The sequence below is a fragment of the Priestia sp. GS2 genome, assembly GCF_036409025.1.
Classification (GTDB): domain Bacteria; phylum Bacillota; class Bacilli; order Bacillales; family Bacillaceae_H; genus Priestia; species Priestia aryabhattai_A.
Genome location: NZ_JAZGJX010000001.1, coordinates 3,165,851 through 3,179,068 on the forward strand (window position 1 = coordinate 3,165,851; position 13,218 = coordinate 3,179,068).

The 13,218-nt window shown below is 38.4% G+C and carries 12 protein-coding genes; 7 read left to right on the plus strand and 5 right to left on the minus strand.

Translation table 11 applies throughout. The annotated features are described in order from the left end of the window. Positions 1 to 13: 13 nt before the first annotated feature. Positions 14 to 2,149: a transglycosylase domain-containing protein gene (locus V2145_RS16030; protein WP_094912715.1), complete on the minus strand. Its 2,136-nt coding sequence runs from the start codon at positions 2,147 to 2,149 to the stop codon at positions 14 to 16. Positions 2,150 to 2,345: 196 nt separating this feature from the next. Between V2145_RS16030 and V2145_RS16035 the strand changes: the two genes are divergently transcribed. Both V2145_RS16035 and V2145_RS16040 read left to right on the plus strand, forming a co-directional pair. Then, the gene (locus V2145_RS16035; protein WP_094912714.1) at positions 2,346 to 2,852 is read left to right on the plus strand and encodes an antibiotic biosynthesis monooxygenase family protein; all 507 of its coding nucleotides are present in this window, start codon (positions 2,346 to 2,348) and stop codon (positions 2,850 to 2,852) included. An 86-nt stretch (positions 2,853 to 2,938) separates the two neighbouring features. After that, on the plus strand, positions 2,939 to 4,330 hold the full coding sequence (locus tag V2145_RS16040) for a hypothetical protein (RefSeq protein WP_330988004.1): 1,392 nt from the start codon (positions 2,939 to 2,941) through the stop codon (positions 4,328 to 4,330). Positions 4,331 to 4,464: 134 nt separating this feature from the next. Here V2145_RS16040 and V2145_RS16045 read toward each other — a convergent pair whose 3' ends face one another. Further along, positions 4,465 to 5,130, minus strand: a complete 666-nt coding sequence (locus V2145_RS16045) for a phosphatase PAP2 family protein (protein ID WP_311859420.1) — start codon at positions 5,128 to 5,130, stop codon at positions 4,465 to 4,467. Positions 5,131 to 5,322: 192 nt separating this feature from the next. Here V2145_RS16045 and V2145_RS16050 point away from each other — a divergent pair, with 192 nt between their 5' ends. Together V2145_RS16050 and V2145_RS16055 are read left to right on the plus strand one after the other, a co-directional pair. Then, positions 5,323 to 6,525: a M20 family metallopeptidase gene (locus V2145_RS16050; RefSeq protein ID WP_311859421.1), complete on the plus strand. Its 1,203-nt coding sequence runs from the start codon at positions 5,323 to 5,325 to the stop codon at positions 6,523 to 6,525. Between the two features lie 107 nt (positions 6,526 to 6,632). Next, positions 6,633 to 7,355: an EcsC family protein gene (locus tag V2145_RS16055; protein ID WP_330988005.1), complete on the plus strand. Its 723-nt coding sequence runs from the start codon at positions 6,633 to 6,635 to the stop codon at positions 7,353 to 7,355. A gap of 14 nt (positions 7,356 to 7,369) precedes the next feature. Here the strand turns inward: V2145_RS16055 and V2145_RS16060 are convergent, their stop codons facing one another. Next, positions 7,370 to 8,578, minus strand: a complete 1,209-nt coding sequence (locus V2145_RS16060; protein WP_311859423.1) for an ABC transporter permease — start codon at positions 8,576 to 8,578, stop codon at positions 7,370 to 7,372. After that, the gene (locus V2145_RS16065; protein WP_094912709.1) at positions 8,571 to 9,311 is read right to left on the minus strand and encodes an ABC transporter ATP-binding protein; all 741 of its coding nucleotides are present in this window, start codon (positions 9,309 to 9,311) and stop codon (positions 8,571 to 8,573) included. Before V2145_RS16065 ends, V2145_RS16060 begins: the two co-directional genes overlap by 8 nt. Before the next feature lie 748 nt (positions 9,312 to 10,059). Here V2145_RS16065 and V2145_RS16070 point away from each other — a divergent pair. Next, the gene (locus V2145_RS16070; RefSeq protein ID WP_094912708.1) at positions 10,060 to 10,491 is read left to right on the plus strand and encodes an HIT family protein; all 432 of its coding nucleotides are present in this window, start codon (positions 10,060 to 10,062) and stop codon (positions 10,489 to 10,491) included. 285 nt (positions 10,492 to 10,776) lie between these two features. Here V2145_RS16070 and V2145_RS16075 read toward each other — a convergent pair whose 3' ends face one another. After that, positions 10,777 to 11,229, minus strand: coding sequence for a GNAT family N-acetyltransferase (locus tag V2145_RS16075; protein WP_094912707.1), 453 nt, complete (start codon positions 11,227 to 11,229; stop codon positions 10,777 to 10,779). Between the two features lie 221 nt (positions 11,230 to 11,450). Here V2145_RS16075 and serC point away from each other — a divergent pair, with 221 nt between their 5' ends. Together serC and V2145_RS16085 are read left to right on the plus strand one after the other, a co-directional pair. Then, positions 11,451 to 12,542, plus strand: coding sequence for a 3-phosphoserine/phosphohydroxythreonine transaminase (serC, locus tag V2145_RS16080; RefSeq protein WP_179289282.1), 1,092 nt, complete (start codon positions 11,451 to 11,453; stop codon positions 12,540 to 12,542). 116 nt (positions 12,543 to 12,658) lie between these two features. Continuing rightward, positions 12,659 to 13,183 (plus strand): tryptophan transporter, encoded by a 525-nt coding sequence (locus V2145_RS16085; protein WP_094912705.1) that lies wholly within the window; start codon positions 12,659 to 12,661, stop codon positions 13,181 to 13,183. Positions 13,184 to 13,218: the final 35 nt, after the last annotated feature.

Consider the following 13,218-nt stretch of genomic DNA (forward strand, 5'->3'; position numbering starts at 1 on the left):
TAACTATAACAATTTAATCGCTAAACAATGTTGGTGTTACCTCATTAGAAGGCATTCCTTCTTCTTTTGTTTGGGAGTTATAGGGAACGATGTAGTATGTTGGTGATTTAAATAGGTTTACGCGGTCTACTTCGTATGCCCCTTTGCCTTTCACTTTTCCAATTACATTTTGTTCCCTGCCTCGCTTTTCATAAACATAGTAGACAACGCGTTTATCTTCGGAAGCTTCCCATGTTAGGCTAACCGTTAATAGTCCAAACGGTTGAAATGTTAGTTCTTGTTTGAGTGAGTTAATAATTGGCAGCCTAATTGGTTCAGGTAAATCGTTGATGCCTTTTGGTTTTTTGAATGCTTTATCTGTTTCTTGCTCTGCCTCTGTCAAAATATCTTTGAACAATTGACTTGGATAGGAGCTTCCCTTTGTAAGATAATGCTGGCTATCCGTACGATCATACCCCATCCAAACCGCTCCAACTACATTTGGGGTATACCCAACAAACCAAGCATCACGTGTTGCTCCTTTCACGCCTGCATAGGAAGTGGATCCTGTTTTTCCAGCAAGAGCTCCTTCATATTTGCCTACGGATGCTGTTCCGTCTTTGACAACAGCCTCTAGCATTTTTGTCATATACCATGCGTTTTGCTTTGAAAATACCTTTTTATCACTCTGCTCTGCCTTAGCAATTACATCACCGTTATGATCTTGAATCTCTGAAATAAAGTAAGGTTCTTTTTTTTCACCATTCTGTGCAAACGTACTATAGGCAGATGCTAGTTGAAGAGGCGTAACTCCTTCTGTTAGTCCTCCTAATGCAATGGATAGACCCTTGTCTTCTGTTTCTATGTCCAGCTTTGTTAAATAGTCTTTTGCACTCGAAATTCCTAGCTTATTCAAGGTCCAAACTGCTGGAATGTTCTTAGAGTCTTTAATTGCGTCGTACATTGTGACTTTTCCTGCATACTGCCCGTTAATATTTTGGGGCTTATATTGTCCAAAGTTTTGCTTCTCATCACTTAAAAGTGAGTATGGCTTATACAGAGCTTCCTGCAAAGCCGGCCCATAAACTGCCAAAGGCTTCATCGTTGAACCAGGCTGACGCTTTACATTTACACGATTTAATCCTTTTTGCACATAGTCTCGTCCACCTATTACCGATAAAACGCCCCCCGTATGATGGTCCATCAATATAAAAGCTCCTTGGGCTTGTTCATCCACTCCCGGAAAATAAGCAGCTTGCTGAAATAATTCATAAGCCGTTTCCTGATAACTTTTGTTCATAGGAACGGTTACCGTATATCCACCTCTCAATAGATCATTGCTTGAAATGTGATGCTTTTCCGCTGCTTCTTCAATTACCATATCAATATAGGTTAAATAAGCAGGATTTTTCGTTTTTTGCTGTACATCTAAACTAAGCGTGCGTCCTTGCAGTCGCACCACCTCTTCTGCACTTAAAAAATCAGCTTTTTGCATCGAATTTAATACCACGTTTCGCCGTTCAATACTCTTCTCTGGATGAAGGATAGGAGAATATGAATTTGGACCTTTTGGAAGAGCAGCTAGCAGAGCTCCTTCTTCTACGGTAAGCTCTGCTACATCTTTGTTAAAGTACAGCTGAGCTGCAGCTTGAATACCGTAAGCACCGTGTCCAAAATAAATTTGATTTAAATACATTTCTAGGATTTTTTGTTTACTATAGCGCTGCTCTAAGTTAATAGCTACCATTACTTCTTTTGTTTTACGAAGCCATGACTTATCATTTGTCAAAAAGATATTTTTAGCTAGTTGTTGTGTCAGCGTGCTTCCACCTTCCACTTTACTACCTGCTAAAATATCTTTATATAGAGCACGTCCAATTGCTTTTACATCGATGCCGTGATGCTCGTAGAAACGGACATCTTCAACTGCAATAAATGCGTTTTGCACATGTTTTGGCACCTCTTCTATTGAAATTGGATCTCGGTTTTCCACATACAGCTTAGTAATCTCATCACCGTTTTCGTTAACCAACTTTGTAGCAGAATTCATGACAAATTTTTTCTCGTCAATTACATAACTCCCAAAAAACAAAATCATAATATAGCCAATCAGAGCAAATAATAAAATGCCCGCTACGGCAGAGAATAGATAAAGTGCTCGTTTGTACATGCTACCACCTCTCTTCTTTTCATTGCATAATAGCGTATGTAGTACGGCGGTCATATGAAGAAAGCATGAGCCTGTCACTATCATCTTAAAGGACGAGCATCTATTTTTGTATTTTTTTGTTTAACATTTTATAATTTTAGTATGATTAACCTCTTTAAAATGTATGCATTTTCCAATTGAGAAGGAGTGTTCAAAAATGAATTTCTTTATTACATATGGAACCATTGAATTTTTACAACGCTTAAAAGAGCAACATCCTAAAGAAAAGTTGTATTTACTTCATAAAGAAGGCGACCAAGGCTGCCTTTTACATGAAACAACTGGTGAAACGATATTTAAAGAAGGACATAATTATGAAGCGCTAGATCACGTAGGCTCGATTGCAGATGGAAAATATGTGGTAATGAACAACATTGCGGTTACAGATGAAGGACGTCCTTCATTTGAAAGTAGATTTAACCAACGAGCTCGCTTAATTGAAAAAGAACCTGGCTTTGCTGCAATTCGCGTTTTGCGTCCACTAAGCAACGATACCTATATTATTTTAACTGCTTGGGAAGAAGAAAAATCCTTTACTGATTGGCAAGCGTCTCAAGCATATAACCAAGCTCACAAAAAGCGCGGAACATCAGAAGGAGTAGATAAACAACCAGCTATTTTTCTGAGACCTTCCTACGTCACGAGCTATCATATTATGCACTAAAGACAGCTACTCTCCCTACTAGGTCAGTGTCATATGAAAACACCCATTCATATGATACTATACACTGAACTATAGGGGGATTTTTTATGGGAATCGACCTCGTTTCTCTTCATTGGATATACGTTTGTTTTATTTTACTTATCTTAGGGTTTATGATTATGAGACGAGATACTACAATCATTTGTATTATCGGTATTTTTCTTCTGTCATTCACTGCTACTTCTTCTCTAACAGGTTCAATTAGCAGCGTCTTTTCAAGTTTTATCTATGCTATTACAGAGCTGCTACCTACTATTTTAATCATTTCAATTATCGTTTCCATGAGTAAAGCACTTATTACAACGGGCGTCAACGACATGATGATTTCTCCTTTTGCTCGCTTCATTAAGACACCTAGTCTTGCTTATTGGGTTATTGGACTTGTCATGATGGTCATTTCCTTCTTTTTCTGGCCTTCTCCAGCCATTGCACTATTAGGGGCCGTCTTATTACCTGTGGCATTAAGAGCTGGATTACCAGCACTTGGTGTTGCAATGGCTATGAATCTATTCGGGCACGGCATTGCTCTTTCAGGGGACTTTGTCATCCAAGCAGCACCGAAGCTAACAGCCGATGCAGCTGGATTACCCGTTTCAGATGTTATTCAAGCGAGCATCCCATTAGTTATTACAATGGGCGTTGTCACCACCGTTACGGCTTTTATCTTTTTAAAAAGAGATTTAAAGAACGGTACACTACCAGTTCAAGGTTCTCCTCTTATTGCAGCAGCTGAAAACAACGAAAGGGTTCGCATTCCTCTTTACATGAGAAAAATTCTAGCACTTTTCATTCCATTATTATTTGCTTTAAACGTCTGGGCAATGTTTGCATTTGATTTACAAGGTGGAGATGCAACGGCGTTAATTGGGGGTACTTCACTTTTCATTTTAATGATTATCTCCATTATCGGACATCAAAACAAAGGATTAGAAAAAACAACGTCTTATCTAATTGAAGGATTTCAGTTTGGATTTAAAGTGTTTGGTCCGGTGATACCTATTGCTGCTTTCTTCTATTTAGGAGATGCTGGGTTTACGAGTATTATCGGAGACTTTTTACCAAAGGGTTCTCACGGAATTGTAAATGATTTAGGCGTAGCCATTTCTTCGGTTGTTCCATTAAACGAACAGATTGCTGCCGTTACCGTTATGACAATCGGTGCGATTACAGGCTTAGATGGCTCTGGCTTCTCAGGCATTTCACTTGTAGGATCGATTTCTCAACTATTTGCTACTGCAATTGGCAGCGGTGCTGCTACGCTTACTGCTTTAGGCCAAATCGCAGGCATTTGGGTTGGTGGCGGTACGCTCATTCCTTGGGCATTAATTCCCGCTGCAGCTATTTGTGGTGTGAGTCCGTTTGAGCTAGCCCGCAGAAACTTAAAGCCAGTGGCAATCGGCTTAGTTGTCACGACCATTGTAGCGATGTTCCTTATTTAAACTTTACTTTTTTATAAAATATAGCGTTTAAACCATATCTATAACCATACCGTTAAAGAAGGAACAAGCATGAGCAGTATAGTTAACTTCAAATACGAAAAAAACCTGGTCTAGTAATCTAGACCAGATTTTTTTCATCCCATGTATTGCTTTGAACTCATTGGAGTAGTTGGTGCTAAATACGCCTTTACCAACGTATAAAATAGCAATCCTACCGTCAACCAAAAACCACCTAACAAGTAGCCACCCAAAACATCTGTCATATAGTGCTCAGCTAATAGGAAACGACTAATACCAATGAATAAAATTAGTAAACTAAAAACAACAATTGAAGCCTTTTTCAATGCTTCGTTTTTCACATAAAGAATAATAAAAAACAACAAAAACCCATACAGCATCAATCCCAGCATCGCATGACCACTTGGAAAGCTGTAACCTTCTACTCCTAGCGTCGGACGGAGGCGTTCAATCCATACTTTGACGGCATTGTTCAGTAAATAACCGCTTAAAACAAAAGCCAATACAGTCACAGCTCCTACAGCATCACGTTTGTTAAAGCCTAATATTCCAACAAGTAAAAGGGATAAAACAATAATCATCGGCTTTGAAGCAAAAAATGAGGTACCTTCTAAAATTTGAATTACTAACTGATGATTATGTATGTCTGTAGCAATTGTTAGAAAGAATGCATCTATTCCATGCACCGGACCATCGATTGTTATAACAACGCCTATAAACATTCCCATCAGTGCAAGTAATAATAAAAGAATAAACCGATATTTCATACGCCACTTCCTCATGTATAAATTCATCTCCTTCTATTATTCATCGAACAAAAGCAAATGTGCAATCAATTTTTTATTGGGAACGCTTCATTTGTTTTCATTTTCAACGATTATTGATATAATATAAAATGTCAAATAATTCTAAACTATTTATTTATTTAAAGAAAACTCTACAAATAGCTATTATCAACGAAAGGATCTGACTTAATGATTTCAGAACTACACTCTTTACTAGAAAAAAGCTATGACGAAATGATCCAAATTAGACGCCATCTTCACCAATACCCTGAACCTTCCTTTAAAGAATTCCAAACAGCTACTTATATTCGTGCTTTTTATGACAAAATTGGCGTTCCTTATCGGGCAAACGTTGGCGGGAATGGTATTGTTGCAACGATTAAAGGAGAGAAACCTGGACCAACGGTTGCTTTACGTGCCGACTTTGATGCTTTAGCCATCCAAGATGAAAAAGACGTCCCTTATAAATCAACTGTCCCTGGTGTAATGCACGCTTGTGGACACGATGGACACACGGCTACCCTTTTAGTTCTGGCTAAATCCATTCAACAGCTAAAAAACCAGTTAGAAGGAACGATTGTATTCATTCATCAGCATGCTGAAGAGTATGCGCCTGGTGGAGCGAAACCAATGATTGAAGATGGATGCTTAGATGGGGTAGATGCTATCTTCGGCACACATTTATGGGCGGTTACTCCTACCGGTGTCATTCAGCACAGAAACGGTCCGTTTATGGCAGCAGCTGACCGATTTGAAATTACGGTTAAAGGTGCTGGCGGCCACGGGGCACAGCCTCATAAAACAAAAGATGCAATCGTCATCGCTTCTCAACTTGTTGTTAACTTGCAGCAAATCGTCAGCAGACGCGTCAACCCAGTAGAATCAGCCGTCATTACTGTTGGTTCTTTCGTAGCGGAAAATGCTTTTAACGTAATTGCTGACTCCGCAAAACTTATTGGTACAGTTCGCACGTTTAGCGAAGACGTACGCAATGATATGGAAAGAGAAATTGAGCGTGTTATTCAGGGAACTTGCTTAGCTGCTGATGCTTCCTATGATTATTCGTTTAAGCGTGGCTACCCCGCTGTTGTCAATCATAGCGAAGAAAATGCGTTCTTAGCAAAAGTAGCAGAAACAATCCCAGAGGTGGAAAAAGTGGAAGAAACCGAACCGCAAATGGGGGGAGAAGACTTTGCCTATTACCTTCAACATGTAAAAGGAACATTCTTTTTTACAGGAGCGCAGCCTGACGGCGTCGATACTCCTTACCCACACCACCATCCCAAATTTGATTTTAATGAAAAAGCAATGTTAATTGCTTCAAAAACACTGGGCACAGCTGCAATTGAATACCTAGCCAAAGAACAAAAAGCTACATCTGTCACATCTTAATCAGGTTGCCCCCCATATGTTGGATATGGGGGCTTCTTTGCATAGATAGAAACTTTTTACCTCTTACTTCGTATATAAGAAAAGTGGTTTTTAAAAGGGGTGTCTGAATGACTGATTATGAACAAAAAGCGCTGGCTGATGCCGAACACTGGAAGATTACGCTGTTAAAACGTCCATCTGCCTTTCAGCGAAATGCGAAGCAGCTACAAAACAAACTGAATAAAAAAGTACCAGAACGCATTCATAAAATGATTACGGAAAGCATAAAAAAAATGGTGGAAACCACCATTTTTGGTTCTACCATTACTACCAAGAAGGACTATAATCCCCATTTAAGCTTTGAAGAGCGTGAAGCTGAAGTTAAAGCAACGATTTCTAAATATCGTAAAACAGCTGCCGTCGAGGGAGCGGGAACAGGCGCTGGTGGACTGTTGTTAGGCGCGGCGGACTTTCCTCTCTTTTTGTCTATTAAGATGAAGTGTTTATTTGACATTGCCACTATTTACGGTTTTGACGTCCGCAAGCAAGACGAACGACTATTTATTTTGTATATTTTTCACCTCGCGTTTTGTAGCGAAGAAAAGCGAACAGAAGTCTTCGATCTTTTACAGAAATGGAATAAAGAAGCTCAACATGAACTCGATTGGAAGAGCTTCCAGCAAGAGTATCGTGACTATATTGATGTGATTAAAATGCTTCAGCTCATGCCTGGATTTGGGGCTGTTGTAGGTGCTTTTGCGAATTATCATCTGCTTGATCATGTGACGCACGTTGCGATGAACGTTTATCGACTGCGTTTATTATCCTCAAACGAAAAAAATCTGCCTTAAAAGGCAGATTTCTTTTATACGGTTGCTTTTCTCTTAATATAAGTTGTCACAAAAAACTGAACAAATAACACACCAGCCACAAAAGTAAGTAAACCAACAAACAAGTTAGCAATAGCTGCGACAATACTTAAGACGGCAGCTTGTAAAAATAAGGCGTTTCGAATCAAGCTTAAAAATGCTGATCGACGCGTCTGCTCTTGTAGCGGATACAATGATAGCCATAAAACCTGTTTATGATGCTTCCAAAGAGGCATCATTTGAAAACCTGTTACATAAAGCGTTAACAGCACAATCACAATGTTACCGTAGGTAAAAGGAGCAGCGAGTAAAATCAGTCCACTAATGACCGTCAAGCGCACCAATAGCCCTAGATAATCACCTGCGCGTAAAAATGTACGCGTATATAAGTAGCGATGAGTTGCTTGTTGTTGAAACGGAATGCCTTTTAAAATGACATCTAAATAAGCTCGGCGCTTCACTTGTTCTTTTAGCTGAGGAACATCGGTAAATAAGTTAGCTAAGCGGTAGAACATCGCTACTCTCCGCTCTTCAAGTTCAATTAATGTTTCCCATTTTAACGGCTTGGCTTTTACAAGCGAACGATAATATAAGGCTAAACAGATAATGATGGCTCCTGTAACAGCAGGGAAAAACAAGTAAGAGCCTACAAATAGAAAATAAACAAATGCCCCGTTTAAGAAAAAGCGCACGAGATAGTCAATCCACCTAGCGTACTTCTCTTCAAAGTAAACGCTCCACCACGCCATTTTTAAGTTTACTCCTTTTAAAATAAGAAGCAGAATCAAGTTCATAAAAATTGTAGAATACGTCTGATCAGTAACTTTTACATGCATAGGAGCAACAGCAGCCGTTAGTAAAAGCAGCGTATAGATATATGTAGAAAACGTATAGAAAAATGACTTTTTAAAATACGGCTGCAGCTTTGATTCCAATGCAAGCATAAAGACTAAGTCAGGCCTCTTTAAAAACGTCCGAATTGAACCGCTCGTCAACACAACACTCATAATTATTGCGATTAAAAATGCTGATGGAAAAGCTGGTGTTAACGTCTCTAACCACTGTTGGTAATAATAAGCAGCTGCTCCAATGGCAAATACGAGCACAAGCTTTAGATGATCGTTAAAAATATATTTCATATAGCGACGCGTATCTTTTAGATGCTGCTGAAATCGCTGTTGCCACAGCGCTTCAATACTACTCATAGTCCTCTTCCTTCGTCAATTCAATGTAAATTTCATCTAGCGTTGCGTTTGGCTTATTAAACTGAGTGCGTAAATCCGCTAGCGTTCCTTGTGCTCTTACTTGACCGTTATGTAAAATAACAAATTTATCGCAATAGCGCTCTGCCGTGGCTAAAATATGAGTAGACATTAAAATGCCTGCTCCCTGCTTTTTCATATCAGTCATTAAGTCTAATAATGACTGAATACCAAGTGGATCTAGCCCTAGAAATGGTTCATCGATAATATAAAGTGAAGGCTGAACTAAAAAGGCACACATAATCATTACTTTTTGTTTCATCCCTTTTGAGAAATGCGCTGGAAACCACTTTAATTTCTTATCCATACGAAATTCTTTTAACAATGGCTGCAAACGAGCTTCATATGTTTTGGAATCCAACCCATAGGCCATCGCCGTCATATCTAAATGTTCTTTTAACGTTAGCTCATCATATAAAATTGGCGTTTCAGGAATAAATGTAAATTGCGTACGATAACCAGTGGAATCTTGTTGGAACGTTTTATTATGAATAGCAATAGATCCCTTCTTCGGCTCCATCAACCCAATAATATGTTTAATGGTTGTACTTTTACCTGCTCCGTTAAGGCCAATAAGCCCAACTAGTTCTCCTGCATTAACTTCAAAAGATACGTCCTTTAATACAGGCGTTTTTGTATATCCTCCAGTTAAGTGTTGAATTTGTAATAAACTCATTGGATTCTCCTTTAAATACGTGTATTAGTAAACAAAATTACGTTACATATGTGCTAAATGAAAGCGTTCCATACAGCATAGTGATGATGGAAACCGTTCATTTTTATCTATTGTACCAAATCTTCTTCAAGGATACATTTTTTTAACCATTAAAATAAGGATTATATTTCCAGTTTAAGTTTTTAAATACGTGGACATTCTAATTAGGGAAGAAGGAAAGCAGTTGATGTTCAACAATTAGCTTTCTATATCTGAAATGAGGTGTCTACACCAGACATTAATCATGAAGCCCTATGTTAAGCGTTATGATAAGGGGATGTTAGTCATGAACGTAGTTAGAATTGATTTATAAAAGGTAGACAATATTGTTCATTTATCACTGTGTAAATGAGGTGTTTGTCAAAGACCACGAACGATTTCGTTCAATTTATTTATCCATTCTATAAATTGCTTAAATGAGGTGTTTGTCAAAGAGAAGAAACGTTTTATTCTACGTTAATGCTTGTCATTAAAATGTCGAATGAGGTGTTTGTCGAAGACAATTTACATGAATTAGGCACATTATTACGTAAATGAGGTGTTCCTTAAACGCAATATAGTGAAATAGAAGCTTTGTTTCCTTCTTCATAGCGAGGTGCATTATTCGATTGCATCTCGCTTTTTACTGTTCTCTTCTTTTCCCTCTTCTATTTATGCTAAAATTAAGTCGTACAAGCTATTTTATTTTTATGAAGGAAAGGTGAACAATATGAGTAATCTTGATGAGAATTGCATCTTCTGTAAAATTATTCGCGGAGAAATTCCATGTGCCAAAGTGTTTGAAAATGAACATGTACTAGCATTTCTAGATATTAGCCAAGTCACAAAAGGCCATACGCTTGTTATTCCTAAAGTACATAAAAAAGACGTTCATGAGCTTACACCTGAAATTGCTCGTCATTTATTTGAAGTTGTACCTCAAATTGCAACAGCAATCAAAGAAACATATGAGCCAGTTGGAATCAACATTTTAAACAACAACGGTGAAAAAGCCGGTCAATCCGTGTTTCATTACCATATGCACATCATTCCTCGCTATGGTGAAGGTGACGGCTTTGGTGCAGTATGGAAAGAGCATACAAGCGACTACACACCTGAAAAGCTACAGAGCATCGCAGCTGAAATTTCGGAGCGTTTATAAGACAAACGAGTCTCGGACAAAACAAACTTTGCCTTTCTACAGGAAGAATGATGCCTTTTGTAAAGTAGTGAGGTTAATAACGAGTTCGTTCCATTGCGCTACAGACACTCGCTTTCTGCGGAAAGAAATCTGAGCCTCCTCGCTATGCTGCGGGGTCTCAGCCTTTCCTCTATCTCCTCCAGGAGTCACGTGTCTTACGTCCTGTTTCACAATTAATAAAAAAATCTGAACTATTAAAAGAGTCACTAATGCTCAATGATTCGGATAGATGATTAACTGAAACACTTATGCCTCAACCTCTTCTTTAATCATATCCACATGCGGAATTCCATCGTCATCATACACATCTGATATTGCTTGAAATCCAAATGATGCGTAAAAGCGCTGGAGATGGCTTTGGGCTTGAATCCTTACTACGTTTTCCCCCATCGCATCTCCTAAGAACGCTAACCCTTTTTGAACTAACTCCCTGCCTAACCCCGTCTTGCGATAATCTTCATGAACAAGTACACGACCAAAGGATGCTTCTTTATAGCTCACTCCTTTAGGTATTAAACGAATATATGCAATAATCTGTTCATTTTCGACTTTAAATAAATGATACGAAGCCTGATCCTTCCCATCCACCTCTAAATATGCACACTCTTGTTCAACAACAAATACTCTGGTACGCTCCTGCAAAATGTCGTATAGTTCATGCGCTGATAGTTGATCAAATGTCTTAATATGCCACGTCAAGATGATAACCTTCTTTCTCTTTAAATAGTTTTGTATTTATGGATTTTAACACCTTTTGTCACTCATTCCTACGTTTTTAATTTTCTATACTGATTACTTAAAATTTTTCAAAAGTTTTCACACATTAAATTATTTTCATGATAGTATAATGATATTCTTTCTGACAAAGAAGCAAGATACAGTCTGTGATGAATGTGAAAAATTGAGGAGGAATTAACGTGATTTCAGTAAAACGAGCTTACAATTTTAACGCAGGACCATCTGCACTTCCCCTACCTGTCTTACAACTCGCACAACAAGAGCTAACGGATTTTAAAGGAACAGGCATGTCCGTGATGGAGCTATCGCATCGTAGTAAAGAATTTGAAGATGTTTTGAACCATGCAAAAGAAACATTAACAGAACTGCTTTCAATTCCAGACACACACGAAATTTTATTTTTACAAGGCGGAGCTAGCCTGCAGTTTTCAATGATTCCAATGAACTTTTTAGGAAAAGATCAAGTAGGAGCATTTGTATTGACTGGTGCTTGGTCAGAAAAAGCATTAAAGGAAGCTAAAAAAGTGGGTGAAACAACGGTTATCGCGTCTACAAAAGAAGAAAATTACCGTTCAATCCCAGTGCTAGATCGCAGTGAATTGCCTTCAAACACGGCGTATCTACATATCACATCTAATAATACAATCTTTGGCACACAGTGGACTGAATATCCTGAGTTTGAAAATGTCGATTTAATTGCGGATATGTCCAGTGATATTTTATGTCGTCCAATTGATGTATCAAAGTTCTCCTTAATCTATGCTGGTGCTCAAAAAAATCTAGGTCCGTCTGGCGTAACCGTTGTTATTATAAAAAAAGACTTGTTAAAGCGCATCCCAGCAAACTTACCAACTATGCTCGATTATAATACACATATTAAAAGCAACTCATTATATAACACGCCTCCGACGTTTGGTATTTACATGCTATCTCTTGTTTTAGACTGGATCAAAGAACAAGGTGGCGTCACAGCAGTTGCAGAAAACAATAAGAAAAAAGCAGAGTTAATCTACTCTAGCATCGACAACTCAAATGGCTTTTACACACCGCATGCAACAAATGATAGCCGTTCCCTAATGAACGTGACGTTTACTTTACCAAATGAAGAATTAACAGCTGCTTTCTTAGCACAGTCAAAGGAAAAAGGCTTTGTTGGCTTAGCGGGACACCGTTCTGTAGGAGGCTGCCGTGCTTCTATTTATAACGCTGTTCCACTAGAAGCATGTCAAGCATTAGCGGCATTTATGGATGAATTTGCATCCGTTCACGCGTAAACTGATTGATTCTATTTTCACAGATTTATGTTATAATTAGTCTATAAATATATGCAATAGGCACAAGCGCATTATTGGTATATTTAGAGCTTAGCTTAGAAGAGGAGAGATGAGAAATGAACACAAAAACATTAGTATCACTATCTTTATTAGTTGGAATTGGTGCCGTACTGCATGCGATTATGCCACCTGTCTTGTTTGGTATGAAACCAGACATGATGTTAACCATGATGTTCTTAGGTATTTTACTATTTCCTGGGGTCAAAAACGTTTTACTACTCGGATTAACAACGGGTGCTATTTCTGCCTTAACAACAGGATTTCCTGGTGGACAAGTGCCAAATATCATTGATAAACCAATCACTGCTTTTATCATTTTTGGTTTATTACTTCTTGTTCGTAACATTACAACAGTGAAGACACCTGTAGCTGCCGTTCTAACAGCGGTTGGCACACTTGTATCAGGCATTATTTTCTTGACATCAGCAGCACTTATTGTTGGTTTACCAGGTGGTTTAATGGCTCTGATTGCAGGCGTTGTGTTACCTGCAACGGTTGTAAATACCATTGTTATGGTTGTGGTGTATCCAATCGTAAACTCTGTACTAAAGCGCACAAGTATTTCAGCAAAAGTATCATGATTTGAAAGGGCCTGTATCATGCAGGCCCTTTTTGT